The organism is Bacillus sp. lyk4-R2A-2, from assembly GCF_030209735.1.
In the GTDB taxonomy this organism is placed as follows: Bacteria; Bacillota; Bacilli; order Bacillales; family Bacillaceae; genus Bacillus; species Bacillus pumilus.
This window is the reverse complement of sequence record NZ_JARVRK010000006.1, coordinates 671,543-688,887: the sequence shown is the minus strand read 5'-3', so window position 1 is coordinate 688,887 and position 17,345 is coordinate 671,543. Positions and strand designations below refer to the sequence as shown.

General features: G+C 42.8%; 20 protein-coding genes. 11 read left to right on the top strand and 9 right to left on the bottom strand.

Going from position 1 to position 17,345, the window contains the following annotated elements; translation table 11 throughout:
• The first annotated feature begins 79 nt into the window (after nt 1-79).
• A complete protein-coding gene (locus QRN39_RS14410; RefSeq protein WP_003214788.1) occupies nt 80-1,261 on the top strand; it encodes a class I SAM-dependent rRNA methyltransferase in 1,182 nt (393 codons plus the stop codon).
• Nucleotides 1,262-1,298: 37 nt separating this feature from the next.
• On the opposite strand, the gene QRN39_RS14405 is transcribed toward QRN39_RS14410, so the two are convergent.
• Complete coding sequence (locus QRN39_RS14405) at nt 1,299-1,979, bottom strand: CidB/LrgB family autolysis modulator (protein WP_050944523.1); 681 nt, start codon at nt 1,977-1,979, stop codon at nt 1,299-1,301.
• Complete coding sequence (locus tag QRN39_RS14400) at nt 1,973-2,356, bottom strand: CidA/LrgA family holin-like protein (RefSeq protein WP_284907485.1); 384 nt, start codon at nt 2,354-2,356, stop codon at nt 1,973-1,975. The genes QRN39_RS14405 and QRN39_RS14400 overlap by 7 nt, the downstream gene beginning before the upstream one ends.
• 165 nt (nt 2,357-2,521) lie before the next feature.
• On the opposite strand from QRN39_RS14400, the gene cidR reads away from it, so the two are divergent.
• The 4 genes from cidR to QRN39_RS14380 all read left to right on the top strand — a co-directional run bounded on the left by cidR (nt 2,522) and on the right by QRN39_RS14380 (nt 5,415).
• Entirely contained in the window at nt 2,522-3,409 is an 888-nt protein-coding gene (gene cidR, locus QRN39_RS14395) for a cidABC operon transcriptional activator CidR (RefSeq protein ID WP_003214744.1), read from the top strand.
• A gap of 17 nt (nt 3,410-3,426) precedes the next feature.
• On the top strand, nt 3,427-4,251 hold the full coding sequence (gene thiM, locus QRN39_RS14390) for a hydroxyethylthiazole kinase (protein ID WP_284907484.1): 825 nt from the start codon (nt 3,427-3,429) through the stop codon (nt 4,249-4,251).
• Nucleotides 4,238-4,906, top strand: a complete 669-nt coding sequence (gene thiE / locus QRN39_RS14385; protein WP_106066009.1) for a thiamine phosphate synthase — start codon at nt 4,238-4,240, stop codon at nt 4,904-4,906. Before thiM ends, thiE begins: the two co-directional genes overlap by 14 nt.
• A 134-nt stretch (nt 4,907-5,040) precedes the next feature.
• Nucleotides 5,041-5,415, top strand: coding sequence for a nuclear transport factor 2 family protein (locus tag QRN39_RS14380; RefSeq protein ID WP_060597556.1), 375 nt, complete (start codon nt 5,041-5,043; stop codon nt 5,413-5,415).
• 29 nt (nt 5,416-5,444) lie between these two features.
• Here the strand turns inward: QRN39_RS14380 and QRN39_RS14375 are convergent, their stop codons facing one another.
• The 6 genes from QRN39_RS14375 to QRN39_RS14350 form a co-directional block, all read right to left on the bottom strand.
• Nucleotides 5,445-5,783, bottom strand: coding sequence for a DUF4288 domain-containing protein (locus QRN39_RS14375; protein ID WP_251190642.1), 339 nt, complete (start codon nt 5,781-5,783; stop codon nt 5,445-5,447).
• Between the two features lie 346 nt (nt 5,784-6,129).
• Nucleotides 6,130-7,671, bottom strand: a complete 1,542-nt coding sequence (locus QRN39_RS14370; RefSeq protein ID WP_003214799.1) for a solute symporter family protein — start codon at nt 7,669-7,671, stop codon at nt 6,130-6,132.
• The gene (locus QRN39_RS14365; protein ID WP_003215154.1) at nt 7,668-7,982 is read right to left on the bottom strand and encodes a DUF485 domain-containing protein; all 315 of its coding nucleotides are present in this window, start codon (nt 7,980-7,982) and stop codon (nt 7,668-7,670) included. The genes QRN39_RS14370 and QRN39_RS14365 overlap by 4 nt, the downstream gene beginning before the upstream one ends.
• Nucleotides 7,983-8,089: 107 nt before the next feature.
• On the bottom strand, nt 8,090-8,758 hold the full coding sequence (locus QRN39_RS14360) for a glycosyltransferase family protein (protein ID WP_106029470.1): 669 nt from the start codon (nt 8,756-8,758) through the stop codon (nt 8,090-8,092).
• Nucleotides 8,751-9,440, bottom strand: a complete 690-nt coding sequence (locus tag QRN39_RS14355; protein ID WP_137054212.1) for a class I SAM-dependent methyltransferase — start codon at nt 9,438-9,440, stop codon at nt 8,751-8,753. Before QRN39_RS14355 ends, QRN39_RS14360 begins: the two co-directional genes overlap by 8 nt.
• Nucleotides 9,441-9,738: 298 nt before the next feature.
• Nucleotides 9,739-9,879 carry an anti-repressor SinI family protein gene (locus QRN39_RS14350; protein ID WP_003215413.1) on the bottom strand — a complete coding sequence of 47 codons (141 nt, stop codon included), beginning with the start codon at nt 9,877-9,879 and terminating at the stop codon, nt 9,739-9,741.
• 455 nt (nt 9,880-10,334) lie between these two features.
• On the opposite strand from QRN39_RS14350, the gene QRN39_RS14345 reads away from it, so the two are divergent.
• Together QRN39_RS14345 and QRN39_RS14340 are read left to right on the top strand one after the other, a co-directional pair.
• Nucleotides 10,335-10,718, top strand: a complete 384-nt coding sequence (locus QRN39_RS14345) for a GtrA family protein (RefSeq protein ID WP_034620336.1) — start codon at nt 10,335-10,337, stop codon at nt 10,716-10,718.
• Nucleotides 10,719-10,745: 27 nt separating this feature from the next.
• Nucleotides 10,746-11,003, top strand: a complete 258-nt coding sequence (locus tag QRN39_RS14340) for a hypothetical protein (protein WP_003215318.1) — start codon at nt 10,746-10,748, stop codon at nt 11,001-11,003.
• 35 nt (nt 11,004-11,038) lie between these two features.
• On the opposite strand, the gene QRN39_RS14335 is transcribed toward QRN39_RS14340, so the two are convergent.
• On the bottom strand, nt 11,039-11,884 hold the full coding sequence (locus QRN39_RS14335) for an AraC family transcriptional regulator (RefSeq protein ID WP_003214606.1): 846 nt from the start codon (nt 11,882-11,884) through the stop codon (nt 11,039-11,041).
• 182 nt (nt 11,885-12,066) lie between these two features.
• Here QRN39_RS14335 and QRN39_RS14330 point away from each other — a divergent pair, with 182 nt between their 5' ends.
• The 4 genes from QRN39_RS14330 to QRN39_RS14315 are packed head-to-tail and all read left to right on the top strand — an operon-like array spanning nt 12,067 to nt 16,879.
• On the top strand, nt 12,067-13,245 hold the full coding sequence (locus tag QRN39_RS14330; protein WP_417894898.1) for a galactokinase: 1,179 nt from the start codon (nt 12,067-12,069) through the stop codon (nt 13,243-13,245).
• On the top strand, nt 13,245-14,237 hold the full coding sequence (gene galE, locus QRN39_RS14325) for a UDP-glucose 4-epimerase GalE (RefSeq protein ID WP_106032070.1): 993 nt from the start codon (nt 13,245-13,247) through the stop codon (nt 14,235-14,237). The genes QRN39_RS14330 and galE overlap by 1 nt, the downstream gene beginning before the upstream one ends.
• 34 nt (nt 14,238-14,271) lie before the next feature.
• Nucleotides 14,272-15,792, top strand: coding sequence for a UDP-glucose--hexose-1-phosphate uridylyltransferase (gene galT, locus QRN39_RS14320; protein WP_284907482.1), 1,521 nt, complete (start codon nt 14,272-14,274; stop codon nt 15,790-15,792).
• A 4-nt stretch (nt 15,793-15,796) separates the two neighbouring features.
• The gene (locus QRN39_RS14315; RefSeq protein ID WP_212045688.1) at nt 15,797-16,879 is read left to right on the top strand and encodes a M24 family metallopeptidase; all 1,083 of its coding nucleotides are present in this window, start codon (nt 15,797-15,799) and stop codon (nt 16,877-16,879) included.
• Nucleotides 16,880-17,345 lie beyond the last annotated feature (466 nt).

The following is a 17,345-nucleotide window of genomic DNA, read 5'->3' as shown; positions in this document are numbered from 1 at the left end:
TCATCTTATCATAATAGAAGTAACGTATACATTCATATGATAGGATAGAGAGAGTCAATTTAGGATAAGGATGACACGAATGAAAAAAATCTCATTAAAACAAACATTTGCAGAACAAGTGAAAAAGGGATATCCGCTCATTTCTAAAGATGCTGTATCGCATGTAAACGGTATGAAAGAAGGCGAGCTGATTGAATGGGTGGATGAGCGAGGCACCTTTTTAGGAAAAGGATATTATGGTGTGCAAAATAAAGGGATCGGCTGGGTACTCACCTTTGATGCCAACGAAAAAATAGACCATGCCTTTTTTGTCTCCAAGCTTGAGCAGGCAGCGAAAAGCAGAACGCATTTATTTCATGATGCACAGACGACTGCTTTCCGTGTGTTCAACGGAGAGGGAGATGGCATTGGCGGGCTCACGATTGATCATTATGACGGCTTCTATCTCATCCAGTGGTATAGCGAAGGAGTTTATACATTCAAGGCGGAAGTATTGGCTGCACTTGAGCATGTATATCCAGACTATAAAGGCATTTATGAAAAGAAACGATTTGATACGTCGGGACAGTATATAGAAGATGATGATTTTGTAAAAGGGGAGAAAGGTCAATTTCCTCTCATCGTGAAAGAAAATGGCATGAACGTAGCGGTTTACTTAAATGATGGTGCGATGACAGGCATTTTTCTTGATCAACGTCATGTGAGAAAAGCAATTCGAGATCGTTATGCAAAAGGAAAGACCGTGCTCAATACATTTTCTTACACAGGTGCTTTCTCCGTGGCAGCAGCGCTTGGCGGAGCGAGCAGGACGACAAGTGTAGATGTCGCAAACCGCAGTTTGAAAAAAACATCTGAACAGTTTGAAGTCAACGATATAGTTGTGGACGGGCAGGATATTAAAGTCATGGACGTCTTTAAGTACTTTCCGTTTGCTGCGAAAAAAGGATGGACCTATGATCTTGTCATCTTAGATCCGCCATCCTTTGCACGCACGAAAAAGCACACATTCAGTGCGGCGAAGGATTATAAGAAGCTATTAAAAGAAGCTATCCAAATCACAGCTGAGAACGGCGTCATTGTGGCATCAACGAATAGCAGTGCATTTGGTATGAAGAAATTCAAAGGATTTATTGCGCAGGCCTTTAAAGAATCAGGACAAACCTATCGTATCCTTGAAGAATATACACTTCCTGAGGATTTCCGTACGACGAAGAATTATCCAGAAGGAAATTATTTAAAGGTTGTCTTCATACAAGCATAAGAAAAAAGCCATTTTCCGATAAAGGAAATGGCTTTTTTTATAAGGCAAACGACATGAGGAGAGGTGCTGCACATAATGTAATGATGGCTGAAAGAATCATCGACACACTTGAGATCGTCCCTGAGACGGAGCTCATTTCAAATGCCTTCGATGTTCCTGCCCCGTGTGCCCCAGTACCAAGCAGGACGCCCATGGCAATGTCATTATCAATACGGAAATAACGAATGATCATTGGACCGATGATTGACCCAAACAGTGCGGTTAAAATGACGAATACTGCCGTAACGGACGGCATCCCGCCAATCATTTCTGACACACTCATCGCCACTGGTGTTGTGACCGACCTTGGAACAAGACTTTCAATAAGGCCTGTATCCAAATGAAACAACTTCGCGATAAATGCCGTAGATAGAATCGCAATGACAGAACCGCAAGCCACATTCAAAATAATTTCCACTGCATGCTTCTTCAGAATGTGAAAATACTTATATAAAGGAATGGCAAAAGCAACAGTCGCAGGCTGAAGCATATTCGTGAGCCATTTCCCGCCTTGATTGTATGCATCGTAAGGAATGTTGACGATTAACAGAAAGACGACAAGGACAAGCGGTGTCACAAGTAATGGTGAGACATAGACCTTCGGATGCCGTTTATACACCGCTTTTGATCCGAGATATAAAAGAACCGTTAAGATCAGAAATAGTGCGCCAACTAACATAGCTTTTTCCGCCCCTTTCTTTTCGCAATCATTTGCGTCATGATACCAGTCGAGAGCATGACGACAAAGGTACTCAGTAAGACGACAAGGACAATACTTGTACCAGATTGAGAAATCAATGTTCCATAATCAATGACACCAACGGCTGATGGGATAAAGAATAGCAGCAGTTCTCCGAGCAGCCATACGGCACCAAGTTCAATCCATTTTAATTGAATGATTTTAAAATGAAGTAATAAGAAAATGACCAGAATGCCTAAAATCGTACCCGGTATTCTTAAATGCAAAAAGGCCGCGAGCACATTCATCAATTTCGCAAAAACAAACAAAGCCATAATCTGAAGGACAGCAATCAGCGGCGTTTTGAGCAATTTCACTTTCTGTTCACTCCTTTTTCTATATAAATTGTTCACTGTTTCACAAAAACATGACAACGTTCCAATTGATTAGCTTACTTTAAAGTGTACAGCACGTTCAGTTATAGGTAAAATACATATATCGAATAATTAGTATTCCTTTTGTCTATAGGAAGGGTGAGTCATGTGGACATTAGACATTTAACATATTTCTTAGAAGTGGCGAGGTTAAAAAGCTTCACAAAAGCATCACAATCTCTTTATGTGTCGCAGCCTACCATTTCCAAGATGGTCAAAAATCTCGAGGATGAGCTGGGGGTGCAGTTGTTTTATCGGAATGGCCGGCAGGTTGAAATGACAGATGCTGGACAAACGATGTATACCCAGGCGAGTGAAATCACACAATCATTTCAAAATTTAACGAGCGAGCTAAATGATCTAATGAATGTCAAAAAAGGGCATATTCGCATCGGGCTGCCGCCGATGATTGGATCGAGTTTTTTCCCGAATGTCATGGGGGAATTTCGTCAGCAGTATCCTGATGTCACATTTCAATTAGTGGAGCACGGCTCTATTAAAGTAGAGGAAGGGGTCGAAGATGGTTCGTTAGATATTGGTGTCATTGTTCTGCCTGCAAATGATAAAATCTTTCATACGTACACCATTATTAAAGAGGACATGAAGCTCGTGACGCATCCATCACATCCGATGGCAGGTCGAGATAAGGTTGATTTAGCTGATTTAAAGGAAGAGTCCTTTATTTTCTTTCGAGAAGACTTTGTTCTGCATAGCCGGATATTGAATGAATGTATGAATGCGGGCTTCCGGCCCAATGTCATTTATGAAACGTCTCAATGGGATTTCATTAGTGAGATGGTAGCCGAGAACTTGGGAATTGGCCTTCTGCCTGAGCGGATCTGCCGTGATCTTGATCCTGAAAAGGTGAAAGTCATTTCCTTAAATACGTCGATCCCATGGCATTTAGGAGTCATTTGGCGAAAGGATCGCTATTTGTCGTTTGCGGCAAGAGAATGGTTAAAGCATACGAAATCCTATGTATGGGGAGCAGAGTAAAAGGGAGGACGATACGGATGAAAACAAGCATCGCATCTCATTTATTGGAAAAGGTTCGAGCGGAAAATCCACTTGTTCATAATATCACCAATCAAGTCGTGACGAACTTTACAGCAAATGGTCTGCTTGCTTTAGGCGCTTCGCCGGTCATGGCAAATGCCAAAGAAGAAGTGGCTGAAATGGCGCAATTAGCCGATGCGCTTGTGCTGAACATTGGCACACTGACCAAGGAGACGGTGGAGGCCATGATTCTGGCTGGACAATCTGCCAATAAAAAGGGGATACCTGTTCTATTAGATCCTGTCGGCGTTGGTGCGACGGCGTTTCGAATGAAAGCGGCAAAACAGCTGTTAGAGCAAGTGAACATGACAGTTGTCAGAGGGAACGCTGCAGAAATTGCTCATTTACTTGAAGTGGATGGCTGGGAGTCAAAAGGCGTGGATGCGAAAGCAGCGAACGGAGATGTATCGGCACTAGTCAAACAAGCAGCGAGGACACTTCAGACAGTTGTGGTGATCACAGGGGAAGTCGATGTAGTTTCAAATGGAGAGGACGTGTTGTCTATTCATAATGGACATGAATGGCTCACCAAGGTGACGGGAACCGGCTGTTTACTGACGTCTGTCATCGGGGCATTTTGTGCAGTAGGTGAAAGGCCGCTTCACGCGTCGGCAGCTGCTCTATTATTTTATGGTGTCGCAGCTGAAAAGGCAGCTCAGTACACCCAGAATAAAGGGCCAGGTACGTTTCAAATGGAATTGCTCAATGCACTCTCACACACAACTGGCGATGATGTGTTGTCGATAGGGAAAATAGGGGGAATGTCACATGACAAAGGCTGATCAACAGCAAATCAAACAGCAATTATCGGTTTATTTTATTATGGGAACAGCGAATACAAGCCGGCAACCGCTTGATGTTTTGAAAGAGGCGATTCAAGGCGGGATCACCATGTTTCAATTTCGAGAAAAGGGCGAGGGGGCCTTGCAAGGAGAAGAGAAAAAACAATTGGCTCGCCAACTTCAAGTACTTTGCCAAGAAGCGAATGTTCCTTTTATTGTAAATGATGATGTGCAGCTAGCGATAGATCTTGATGCAGATGGCGTACATGTTGGCCAGGAAGATACAAATGCAGAAGACGTTAGACAAAAAATCGGGAATAAAATATTAGGCGTGTCTACGCATAACCTAGATGAAGTGAAACAAGCCATGAAGGACGGCGCAGATTATGTCGGCATGGGTCCAGTTTATCCAACAGAAACGAAAAAGGATACACGCAGTGTCCAGGGAGTATCATTGATCACTGAAGTGCGTCATCATGGTCTTCATATTCCGATTGTTGGCATTGGGGGTATCACATATGGCAATGCAGCACCAGTCATACAAGCAGGGGCAGATGGTATTAGCATCATCAGCGCCATTAGCCAGAGCGCTGATCCTAAAAAAGCAGCAGAAGAATTGAAAGCACTTGTTGCATCAGAAAAAGTATCACTTTAATCTGGAGGAGACATGGATTGACTCAATTCATGTCTTTTCTGATTTCGGGGAAAATAGACAGGTGAGAAACAATTGTGTACAATCAAATTGTTCGATTATTGTCGAAATGACAGGTAAATAAAGGAGAATGAACAATGGAAGTGCTCGATACGTATTTTCGCCGCTACGATGAAGCTGGAAAAGGGCAGGAGCAAATGGATGAATTGCTCGCATTGTTTTCTGACGATGTCATGATTGTCTTAAATGGTGCAGAGAAGCCTGGGATCCAAGCGTTTACACAGTTTTTAAACACATTTTTCCACGTGCATGAAGACATCAAGCATATGTGGGATGGATGGAAAAAAAGAGAAGACGGAAAGTATGAAACCAACTGGGCCGTTTGTGGAAAACTTTCGGATGGCCGTGTTTATACAGCAGAAGGAATTGATATTGCAGAACTGGACGACAAAGGAAAAATCGTTTATTTAGAAAACGTTCCGAAAAATCCAGAGTTATTTCAGCGCTATTAAATAAAAAGCCGGCTCATCAGCTGGCTTTTTTATTTGTCTAAAGAATATGCCTCAATGGCTTCTTTCGCCGATGTTTCTTTATCAAAAATAAGGTGGCGGCTGTACACCTCACTTAAATGCAGTGGTTCTTGATCTAAGTCATCTACAAGCTCAAAGACATCTAATATGGCTGCTAATTTTATGGTCGTTTGTCCGCCTTCAGCATTATCAAAGGTTTCTTCTGGAAAGCTTTTTTGGATGATATCCTTTACTTTACAATGGTTTTTTGCTCGCACCAAAATGATTCGTTCTTCAAATATTTTATCGGGCATACTGCTTGGTGATGAGATGGATTCGAATAATAACTTGGCAGCATATATTTGACGCATAAGTAATGTCACTTCTTTCTTGCAGTTTTTTTTGTTCAAATGAGAGTTTCTCAACATGTGAAATGATTTCCAGTATGTGTATAAAATGATAACATATGAATGATGTTGTGTAGGAGGATGTTTGAACACACATAAAAAGGAGGTGATAGGGATGAAAAGTGTGATTGATAATAGAGGGGAAGAGCATGAAATTTTGTTGATCCTCGTCACATGCTGCTCTTTGATCACACGTAGAAGGTTTGCCAGATTAGAGAAGTATAAAAATAAGTTAAAAGGTCAATTTATACCTTACTGAAACTTGTTTTTGAGAAGAACACAAAAAGCCGGCTCATCAGCCGGCTCTTCCTTATGAATCAGTATCCATATGCATCCCTGTATGTGCCTTTACTTGTATTTCCGTAAAGGTGTCTTCATCTGCTTTTTCAGAGGAGAAGATCGTGCCTAAGTAAGCGGCAAGGAATCCAAGCGGGATCGAGATAATTCCAGGGTTCGACAGCGGGATGAGTGGGTCTCCTGTAAAGATGGCTGCTCCCGATGGGTCCCAGACGCTTGGGCTGAGCGAGACGATAATCAGTGCGCTCAGCAGTCCTACTAAGCTCCCTGCAATGGCACCCGTAGAATTAAATCGTTTCCAAAAAACAGTGAAGATAATCAATGGTAAATTTGCACTTGCTGCCACTGCGAAGGCAAGTGACACAAGGAAAGCAACGTTTAACGATTGGGCAAATAATGCGAGAATGATAGAAAGAATGGCCACGCCGATGGAAGCAAAGCGTGCCGCTTTTACCTGTTCACGTTCACTCGCTTTCCCTTTGCGGATGATCTGACTATAAAAGTCATGCGCAAAGGCAGACGCGGCGGATAGGACGAGACCAGTTACGACCGCCAAAATGGTCGCAAAGGCTATAGCGGAAACAAAGGCAAATAGCAAATCTCCTCCAAGGGCTTGGGCGAGCAGTGGAGCGGCCATATTTCCGGCTGCATCTGCTGCTGTGATCGCTTCTGTTCCAACAAAGGCAGCAGCACCGAAGCCAAGGAAAACTGTCATTAGATAAAAAATACCGATGATCCACGTAGCGGATAGAACAGATTTACGCGCAGAAATGGCATCCTTCACCGTATAAAACCGGATCAAAATGTGCGGCAAACCTGCTGTCCCAAGCACTAGAGCAAGGTTCAAAGACAGGGTCTCTAAAGGCACATCATATTTATTTCCCGGGTGAAGAAATGCCCCACCGAGCGGGGTCGCTGTTTTCATCTCCTCAAACATCTTCAGCAGGCTAAAATCAAACTTTGCAAATACAAGCAGTGAAATAATCAGTGTCCCAAGCATGAGAAGCACAGCCTTTGTGATCTGTACCCAACTGGTTGCAATCATGCCACCAAACACGACATAAATGGTCATCAAGACACCTACGATCAGCACCGCAATCCAGTAATCAATGCCAAGAAGCAGCTTGATTAATGCACCTGCCCCAACAAGCTGTGCAATCATATAAAAAGTAGAGACTGTGATTGTGTTAAACGCAGCAACTCCTCGAATGGCAGGACGCTTAAATCGTGCAGCAATCATATCGGCCATCGTATATTTTCCTAGATTTCGAAGCGGTTCGGCCACAACGTAAAGAACGACAAGATACGCCACTAGAAAGCCAATGCTATAGAAAAAGCCGTCAAATCCATTTAAAGCGATCATTCCAGCGATCCCTAAAAATGAAGCGGCAGACATATAGTCCCCGGCGATGGCAAGTCCGTTTTGAAATCCAGTCAGACCTCCACCTGCTGTGTAAAAATCGCTCGCATTGCTCGTTTTTTTCGCAGCAAAATATGTGATGACCAATGTGAGCCCTACGATCGCTATGAATAAAATAAAAGCGGTCATGCTCATTCGTCATCACCTCTCGATTCAATTTTTAAAGCGCTTACATATTTGTCGAACTGAGCTGCTTTCCTCGCATAAAGTCCACATAATACCCAGGTCATCACAAATTGTGTGAGGGCGAATAACCACGCCCATGAAATCGCACCAATTGCCGGCGTGTTCAAAAAGGTGAAGTAGGATGTAGCAACCGGAAGTGAAAAGTAAAAGAGAAAAAAGAAAATCGTCATCGGTACGATAAATCTGCGTTTTTCCTCGAGAAGTTTTCGAAAATCCTCTGAAGCGGCAACCTTCTTATAATGAACTTTTTTGTCTGCCATTGTTTCCTCCTTTGTACGAATTAGGGACAAGGTACTCCAATGCATATGAGACGATCTGGCTGTTTATGACAGTATATCATAAAAAAAGCACCCGAAAAGGGTGCTTTCTATCGATAATTTGCAAGAAATGTTTGTCTCGCTTTTTCATATGCTTCCGCATCAAAATGATCTCCGCATTTGTGGATGCACCAAGGCTCTTCTTGTTTCGCAATGCCAACCTCATAGCCCTGTTGCATGAATTCAAAGGATTGCGAAACATCATAAAAATGAAAGCCATCAAAGAGGTCCTCACGCCACTTCACATCATATTGCGTCGCCATGAAAAGACCATCAATCGCCGAAGCGTTCATATAATCTTGCGTTTCTGCCTGTTGACGACCACTTTCAAACGAAAGCAGCTGATAGGTGTCGTGACGATATTCAATGACTTTCCCCCTGCAATCAGAACTTTCCCACCAGATCCCATTGTCAGGCACGCTTTCTGCACCTATGACCCCAATCATCCCAAGTGATGGATGCTGTAAAAAAAGCGGGATCAACTCAAGCAGCATATGCTGTTTGACAATCAAGGTATCTTGATGAAGATAAATTTTAAACTGAGCTGGATGAGTGATGGCTTCATTATAAGCAGAGGTCATACTGGATGCATGTCTAATCGGCAAAACCTCCACATGATATCCATGGGGAGCAGGAAGTGAAGCGAGCTGCCGAAAGCAAGCCTGAAACATAGACTCATCATTTACACATAAAACAAACAGGATGGTGGGGTTACTCATGAAGCTGAACCGCCTCAACCACATACTGATAGGCGGTAGCGGCCTCATGAAAATCTGAACGAATGCCATGCTTCATGAGTAATTCATGTAAATCATTCATCACGCTCGCGTAGGAAGGATGCTGTACGCGAATGGTTTCGAGTTCGCGAATACGAAAGCCTGCTGAATGAAACAGTGCATGAATTTCATGAAGAGTGAAGAAACGTAAATGAGTTTGATCCATTAATCCTGCATCTGTATAAGTGAATCTGCCGGCTAATAATTCTAAAACGGTTGATATGTGACCGATATTTGGAATGGATGACAGGATGGCTCCTTCTTTTTTAAGGAAAGGTTTGACCTTCTTTAAAACGGCCCACGGGTCCAATAAATGTTCAAGGACATCTCCGAATATAATGCAGTCAAATTGTTCCTGTTCGTAAGGGAGCGTCATCTGTTCAATATTTCCGCATAGCACATGATCTAGCTCTTGCTCAGCCTCTTTTGCTGCATTCTCAAACGATTCAATTCCATAAATGGTCCGGCCCTTTTGTTTCAGGACTTTTCCAAGCTTGCCTGTGCCGCATCCGATATCCAATAAAGACGTCCATTCCTCACGAATACGGCTGACAATGACCGGGTTCACGCCATGATAATACTGATCCTTTTTTTGGTGATAATAGGAAAGGGAATCTGAACTCACGCTCTACCCACCTTTCTGCTTTCTCATTGTTTTCATGCTTAATATATGGGTGGGGAGCTTGGTTTTATAACGAGAGAAGAACAATTTTTATGAATGGTGGCTAAAAAGGGATCATATAAAGAACGGGAAACGGACTGTCCTCCTAATATAGAAAGACAGAACCCCATGAGTGGAAGGGATTGGTATGAAGGGGTGTTCTACTGTAGCGTATCGTCATGAAAGGATTTTTAAAAGGTCAATTGACAAGTCAGAACTTTTAGCCAAAGCAGTCTGAAAGACAAAGGATAACGGCGTTGATTTACGGTTTGTTTATCATCTTCTGATCACCGTTGGATGTTAAAAAAGCTTGTATTTCTTCGATGGCTAGTCCAATTTTTTTCGCTTCCTGAATCAAATAAACCCACTCTTCGTCAACTCTTCTTTTCACTTGCGTATCCATAATATCCTCCAGTTCAATAAGACATATTCATCTGCAACCAATGACTTGAACAAACCGTCTAGTAACTGTACGTGTGGATGAAAACAGCGCAAAATAGATTTTGTCGAAAAATGATGACATTTAACCTATTTTGTAAAATCTATCACCTACCACGTTCCTAAAAAAATGACTAAAAAACCCATAAATATTGATTTCTTACTTCTAATAATAAACAATTGTAAAGTCAGTTAAAAGATTATAAATTAAAATAATGAAAAAGACCTAAAACATTTGGCTTATATAAACCAATTAGGTGACATATGCCATCGAGTAGAACAAATTTCATCTGTGCAGGACGTACATATTGTTCGTTTGGGAAGTTCTTCTCAAGATGGTATTCTAAAAGAAACAGAAACCACCAAGAAGGAATGAAGAAAGACATGTATAGCCTTTTTCAAAAGTATCAAGAAGTTGTCATGTATCTTGTGATGGGTGTGTGTACAACCATCGTCAACATAGTCAGCTTCTACTTATTCGTTGAGATGTTTTCCATGGATTATAAAACAGCTACAGTTGTTTCATGGGTATTTGCTGTTCTCTTTGCTTATATCACCAATAAGAAGTATGTCTTCAAGCAAAAGGCCCGTGATACGAAAAGCCTTATGCGTGAGCTTTCTTCATTTTTTAGTGTTCGTCTCATGTCTCTAGGTGTAGATCTAGGGCTGATGATTTTATTTGTGACCCAAATGGCGCTCAATGAAACTGTCGCAAAAATTCTTGTCAACTTTGTGATTGTGGTCGTGAATTATGTCGCCAGTAAATGGTTCGTCTTCAAGAAAACAAAAGAAGATGCGATTTAACACATGAAAAAAGATAGGTGATATGAAATGAGCAGCAGGCCAGACGAATTATATGATGTCATATATCAGCAAACAGAAAAGCAGCATGAACAAGTGCTGAGGCTAGTCAAAGAAATGACCGCACATCCAGAAGCGTTTTCGGAACAAGAAAAGGAAAAGATCAACCGAATGGACATTGCGCTTCAAACAGCAACGGACATTTTGGAAAACTTAATGACACCTGACACGCAAATGACCATTGTTTTAAGACAAGGGAGAATTCATGTTGACCTGACGAAAGCGTAAAAGAAGCAGCCAATTGTGAAAACGGCTGCTTTTTATTATGCATCGCTTGTTTCCCGCAGTTGCTTTGGAGACATGCCGATTTTCTTTCGAAAGACTTTATTCAAGTAATTCGCATTTCTGTAGCCGCACTGTATGGCGATTTCTTCAATCGAGTATTTTGTTGTTTTCAATAACGTTTCCGCCTTTTCTAACCGAATATTGGTTAGATAGTGAATAGGTGTGAAGCCAGTGGCCTTTTTGAATTCCCTCGTAAAATGACTTTTGGATAAACGTGCCGCAGCTGCCATATCGTCCGGGCCAATTTCCTCGTGAAAATGATGGCTGGCAAACAATGCCGCTTGAACGATAGGCTCGGGCCATTTCTCCATTTGTCCCTCAAGCTTTGGCAAATATGAATACAGTTCCATGACAAATTGATAAGCAAGGCTAGACCCCTCAAATGGATTGGTAATCCGTCTTTCACTGGCTTCATCATAAATGGTCTTGAGCAGGCGGATCGGTCTGGAATTCGGATGAAAACGCATGACCTGCTTTCCTTGGTCAATAAATTGGTCAAAGCAAAGATCGCAGGCTTCCCCGTAAAGCGTTAAATAAAGAAATTCCCAATGCTCACTGTCTTCTGGAAAATAATATTGGTAGGCACTTGGGCTTTTCACGAGAAAGGCCTGACCCGGCAATACTTTGAAACGTTTCTCTCCGATTTCAATCATGCCATGTCCAGACAGTGTGAGCTGAAAGATGCACTTGCCCTGATCCTTCCGCTCCACGCCATTCCAGCTATATAACGAAGAAGATTGAACTTCCCAGCCAACAGACCAGATTTGTGCTGGCAATGTCACATCAGAATGGTGAAAACGAAATGCAAATGCTTCTTTCTTCAAATTGGAAACCCTCCTTCACAGCAAAAAACAACCTTTTTCTATTTAGAATCATGTTACACCTCATATCACATCGTACCATTCACAGCAAAAAAAGGGTATTTTTTAACGATTTTTTTACCATTGAACTGATGCTGCTGGGACAACTAAAATAAAAAGTATCAGAAGAGAAAAGGGGAATGGATATGATCGATACGTTACGCGCGGCATTTCACCAGCAATTTGGAGATAGAGAAGAACTTCGCTACTTTTTTGCCCCAGGAAGAGTGAACTTGATTGGTGAACATACAGATTACAATGGAGGACATGTATTTCCATGCGCGCTTACTCTCGGGACGTATGCTGCTTGTGCGAAGCGGTCAGATGGCCGCGTGAGAATGTATTCCTTGAACTTTGATCGCGATGGTGTGAAAGAATTCAATCTTTTTGAAATCGCTTACGTAGAATCGGACGGCTGGGCAAATTATCCGAAGGGTGTGTTCAAACAGTTTATCGAAGCAGGAATGAAGATAGAAGAAGGCTTTGACATTGTGTACAGTGGCAATATTCCAAATGGTGCAGGCCTGTCTTCCTCTGCCTCCATTGAGCTTGTTACCGCTGTTCTCATCAATGAATGGCATTCATTCAGCGTTTCAAATGTCCAACTTGCCCTCCTTTCACAGCGTGCAGAGAATGAATTTATTGGTGTCAATTGCGGGATCATGGATCAGTTTTCGATTGCCCTTGGAAAAGAAGATCACGCCATTTTGCTCAATTGTGACACCCTTGCCTTTGAATATAGTCCGTTTCGGCAAGAGGGACTTGCGCTTGTCATCGCCAATACAAACAAAAAACGGACACTGGCTGATTCCAAATACAATGAGCGCCGGGCAGAGTGTCAATCCGTTTTAAATGATCTTCAGAAAGAAATCGACATTGCCCACTTATGTGAGCTCACTGCGGATGAATTTGCGAGGGTTGCCCACTTGATTGAAGATGACGTCTGCCGCAAACGAGCAAGACATGTCGTGACGGAAAACGAGCGGACGATGAAAGCAGTAAATTTTCTGAAAGATGATAAAATGGAAGAACTAGGTGGGCTCATGAAGGCTTCTCATCTTTCTTTAAAGAATGATTATGAAGTAACAGGACTTGAACTAGATGCACTGGCTGAAGCAGCTTGGCGGCACCCGGGGACGATTGGCTCCCGTATGACAGGTGCAGGCTTTGGCGGATGTACGATCAGCATCGTGAAAGAAGAGCTGCTAGATTCATTTATAGAAGAAACTGGTGCGATATATCAAGAGAAAACAGGGATTCAAGCCTCTTTTTACACAGCTGGAATTGGAGGCGGCGCAAGAGAACTCACAAAGGGGGAAGTGTGATGACAATTTTAGTTTGTGGAGGAGCAGGGTACATAGGCAGTCATGCGGTGGCGGCTCTTTTAGCGAAAGGCGAACGAGTAGTGGTAGTGGATAATTTGCAGACAGGCCACAAAGAAGCTGTTTTGGAAGGAGCTGTCTTAGAGGAGGGTGATTTACGAGATCACGCCTTTTTAAGACAGGTGTTCAAAAGGCATCAAATAGAAGCGGTCATGCACTTTGCGGCAGATTCACTTGTTGGGGAGAGTGTAACAGACCCGCTTAAGTACTATAACAACAACGTCGGCGGAGCAACTGCTTTACTACAAGTCATGAATGAATTTGATGTGAAACACATCGTCTTTTCTTCCACTGCTGCTGCATACGGTGAACCGAAGCGGGTGCCGATCGATGAAACGGATGAAACGAACCCAACGAATCCTTATGGAGAAACGAAACTAGCCATTGAAAAAATGCTGAAGTGGTCTGAGCAAGCGTATGGAATAGAATACGTAGTACTTCGCTACTTTAATGTAGCTGGTGCCCATACAGAAGGACTTGTCGGAGAGGATCATCAGCCTGAGACGCATCTCATTCCAATTATTCTGCAAGTTGCTTTAGGAAAACGGGATCAAATCATGATTTACGGTGATGATTATGAGACAGAGGATGGCACGTGTATTAGAGATTACATTCATGTGATGGATTTAGTAGAGGCACACATCTTAGCTGTTGACCGGCTGCGTGCTGGAAAAGGCAGTGCGACCTACAATTTAGGGAATGGAACAGGGTTCTCTGTGAAGCAGGTCGTAGAAGCCGTCAGAAAAGTCACCGGGCATGCCATCCCTGCACAAGTGGCAAAAAGGCGCGCGGGAGATCCAGCAAAGCTGATTGCTTCTTCTGAAAAAGCACTGCAAGAATTGGGATGGACACCTCAATATGCTGACCTTCACACGATCATTCAGAGTGCGTGGGATTGGTTTCAGAAGCATCCAGATGGCTACCAAAGTGAATAAAACGTAAAGGCAGGCAAGAGAGGGGACAGAGGGAATGGCGATTGATATTTTTGAAAAGCTGGAACAGCTGATTCAATACGGGATGAATAAAGAGCTGATAACATCACTAGATATCGAATATACGAGAAATCGACTGCTTGAGGTGCTCAGACTCGATGAAGCGGAAGCAAGAACAGTCTCAGGAGAAGAAGACCTTGAAGACATCTTAATGCCGATGCTCGATTGGGCAGTAGAAACAGAACTTATTCCTGAGGGGACGGATACGTATCGTGATTTACTAGATGCGAAAATCATGGGCTGCTTGGTGGCACCTCCAAGTGTCATCTATGCGAAGTTTGAGGAAAAACGTCAGCAGGGAGGACCGAAGGCAGCTACGAGCTGGTTCTATGAGATGCAGCAGCATGCACACTACATTCATACAGGCAGGATCGCCAAAAATGTACAGTGGTTTACACGAACAGAAGATGGTGTGCTAGAGATCACCATTAATCTATCGAAGCCGGAAAAGGACCCCAAAGCCATCGCTGAAGCCAAGAAGCTCAGCCAAAAGCAATATCCTCTTTGTCTCCTTTGTAAAGAAAACGTTGGGTTCGAGGGACGGATTAACCATCCAGCGAGACAGAATCATCGGATTATTCCTGTGTCACTCTCAGGTGAATCGTGGTTTCTGCAATTTTCACCTTATGTGTATTACAACGAGCACTGTATAGTGTTCAAAGGCAAACATGAGCCAATGAGCATCACCAAAAAGACCTTTGAACGACTGCTTTCCTTCATATCTATATACCCGCACTATTTCATCGGGTCGAACGCCGACCTTCCGATTGTCGGAGGCAGTATATTAAGTCATGACCATTTTCAGGGCGGTGCACATGAATTTCCGATGGCAAAAGCAGAGATGGAAGAGGTCTTTTCTCTCAATGCCTTTCCAGGTGTGCGAGCTGGTATTGTGAAATGGCCGATGTCTGTGATCCGCCTTCGAAGCAGTGAGCGGCAGTCGCTCGCAGACGCAGCAGACTTTATCTTACATGAGTGGAAACTGTATTCAGATGAAGAGGTGGGGGTCATCGCTCATACAGGAGAGACACCTCACAACACCATTACACCTATTGCGAGGCGCCACGGGGATGACTATGAATTAGATTTAGTGCTTCGTAATAACCGTACAAACAAGCAGCACCCGGACGGCATTTTCCATCCGCACGAAGAAGTCCACCATATTAAAAAAGAGAATATCGGATTAATTGAAGTCATGGGCCTTGCTGTGCTTCCTGGTAGATTAGCAGAGGAAATAAGCCAATTAAAAGAGGCTTTGCTATCCGAAAATCCACTTGAAGAAATCAAAGCCCGTCCTGCTATCATGAAGCACGAGGCTTGGGCGAAGCGGCTGCTTGAAGAGAATTTCTTTACAGAGAACAATACCGAAACCATTTTACAAAAAGAAATTGGCTTTATTTTTTCTCGAATTCTCTCGCAGGCAGGTGTGTTTAAAAGAACTGAGCAAGGGAAAATAGCTTTTAACCGTTTCATTCAAACACTTCAAACAGGCAGGTGATTAGATGATTGAACAAGTAAGAGAACTAATGGAAGTAAAGCAGCTTGAGGGTGTTTTGATTCAAAAGCGAAATAACTTCTCCTGGCTGACAGGCGGAAGAAGGAATCATATTGTGTTAAATACGCCAGAGGGCGTGTGCCAGCTGCTCGTCTTAAAAGACGACCTCGTTCTCATTGTGAATCAAATGGAAGAAAAGCGGATTATTGAAGAGGAAATGGCGTACGTCGATCATCCGTTTCAAGTGGTCACAATGGATTGGTATGAGGATGAGACCCCATACATTCAAGAACTCACAAAAGGTAAACGAATTGGGACGGACATTCAAATGGATGGATTCGAATGGATCGAACCGGATTTGTCGAATATTCGCTCGATCCTAACTGCCTCACAGCTCAGACAATATGAAACGCTCTGTCATGAAACAGCGGTCATTGTAGAAAGTGTCTGTCAAGAAATCGTTCCAGGGCAGACCGAGCACGAGATTGCTTCGCTTGTTGCTCAAAGAGCCATTGCGCAAGGGATGACGATAGAAGTCCTGCTTGTGGCCACGGATGACCGGATCCATCAATACCGTCACCCGATTCCAACAGATAAAGCTCTTCAAAAGCACGCGCTTGTTGTTCTCTGCGCGGAGCGGCACGGGCTCGTTGCAAATGTTACAAGGTCTGTTTACTTTGGTCAGCTTCCGAAGGAGCTTGAAGAGAACAAAGAGCGGCTAGCAAGAATTGACACGGTCATGAATGCCGCCACACGTCCTGGGGAAACATTAGGAGATGTTCTGAAAGCAGGTATTGCTCAGTACGAAAAAGAGGGCTTCCCTGATAGCTGGAAAAAGCTTCATCAAGGGGGAAAGACGGGATTTGTATCTAGGGAAATCATTGCTGTTCCCTCATCGAAGGAAGAAATTCAGCTTCATCAAGTGTTTACATGGAACCCTTCATTGCCTGGACTGAAATCAGAGGATACGATTGTTGTAGAAAAAGAGGGCAACCGCTTTTTAACGTATACAGGCAAGTGGACGTACATGGACATTGAACATGAAGGGAAGATCTATAGACGACCTGACATCTTAGTGAGAGATGAATAAATGCAGAGTGCCGGCGCTGAGCCGGTTTTTTGTTGGAAGTCTTTAGCGAGATTCCACTAATTCAGCATCATTACCAATTCTTACAGCGTATACACAGAGGATCGATACTTTCTTTTCTTGTGAACTTGCGTTAAAATGAGTAAGGTTTTTGTTAAATGTGGGGATACCTATTTTGAAATTGTTTACCTAGATAAAATTTCATTAAGTTAAATTGAAATTTGACCAAACTTTTTTATTGTGGTAAACCTAAATTTGACAAAGTTCTTGATTGTTTGTCCTTTGCCTTCAACTCTCAACTTTTCAAAATCCTAGAAATTTATTGTGTGTGCAATAATATAAATTTATGTCGAATTTATGACATTTTAATAGAAATCTGTTGAAAAATAAATGAACTTTTGAAAAAAGGGAAGCTAACTCTAACAGATTTTGATAGCATTACAAAGGGAAGAAAAGTTTTCGAAGGCAG

What these genes read in the sequence shown, in the direction of transcription:
- QRN39_RS14410 (WP_003214788.1), top strand. Translation starts at nt 80, where the DNA reads ATGAAAAAAATCTCATTAAAACAAACATTTGCAGAACAAGTGAAAAAG.
- galT (WP_284907482.1), top strand. Translation starts at nt 14,272, where the DNA reads ATGGCGATTGATATTTTTGAAAAGCTGGAACAGCTGATTCAATACGGG.
- QRN39_RS14365 (WP_003215154.1), bottom strand. Translation starts at nt 7,982, where the DNA reads ATGGCAGACAAAAAAGTTCATTATAAGAAGGTTGCCGCTTCAGAGGAT.
- QRN39_RS14315 (WP_212045688.1), top strand. Translation starts at nt 15,797, where the DNA reads ATGATTGAACAAGTAAGAGAACTAATGGAAGTAAAGCAGCTTGAGGGT.
- QRN39_RS14360 (WP_106029470.1), bottom strand. Translation starts at nt 8,758, where the DNA reads ATGAGTAACCCCACCATCCTGTTTGTTTTATGTGTAAATGATGAGTCT.
- QRN39_RS14330 (WP_417894898.1), top strand. Translation starts at nt 12,067, where the DNA reads ATGATCGATACGTTACGCGCGGCATTTCACCAGCAATTTGGAGATAGA.
- QRN39_RS14340 (WP_003215318.1), top strand. Translation starts at nt 10,746, where the DNA reads ATGAGCAGCAGGCCAGACGAATTATATGATGTCATATATCAGCAAACA.
- thiE (WP_106066009.1), top strand. Translation starts at nt 4,238, where the DNA reads ATGACAAAGGCTGATCAACAGCAAATCAAACAGCAATTATCGGTTTAT.
- QRN39_RS14375 (WP_251190642.1), bottom strand. Translation starts at nt 5,783, where the DNA reads ATGCGTCAAATATATGCTGCCAAGTTATTATTCGAATCCATCTCATCA.
- galE (WP_106032070.1), top strand. Translation starts at nt 13,245, where the DNA reads ATGACAATTTTAGTTTGTGGAGGAGCAGGGTACATAGGCAGTCATGCG.
- QRN39_RS14345 (WP_034620336.1), top strand. Translation starts at nt 10,335, where the DNA reads ATGTATCTTGTGATGGGTGTGTGTACAACCATCGTCAACATAGTCAGC.
- QRN39_RS14370 (WP_003214799.1), bottom strand. Translation starts at nt 7,671, where the DNA reads ATGAGCATGACCGCTTTTATTTTATTCATAGCGATCGTAGGGCTCACA.
- QRN39_RS14380 (WP_060597556.1), top strand. Translation starts at nt 5,041, where the DNA reads ATGGAAGTGCTCGATACGTATTTTCGCCGCTACGATGAAGCTGGAAAA.
- QRN39_RS14405 (WP_050944523.1), bottom strand. Translation starts at nt 1,979, where the DNA reads ATGTTAGTTGGCGCACTATTTCTGATCTTAACGGTTCTTTTATATCTC.
- QRN39_RS14350 (WP_003215413.1), bottom strand. Translation starts at nt 9,879, where the DNA reads ATGGATACGCAAGTGAAAAGAAGAGTTGACGAAGAGTGGGTTTATTTG.
- thiM (WP_284907484.1), top strand. Translation starts at nt 3,427, where the DNA reads ATGAAAACAAGCATCGCATCTCATTTATTGGAAAAGGTTCGAGCGGAA.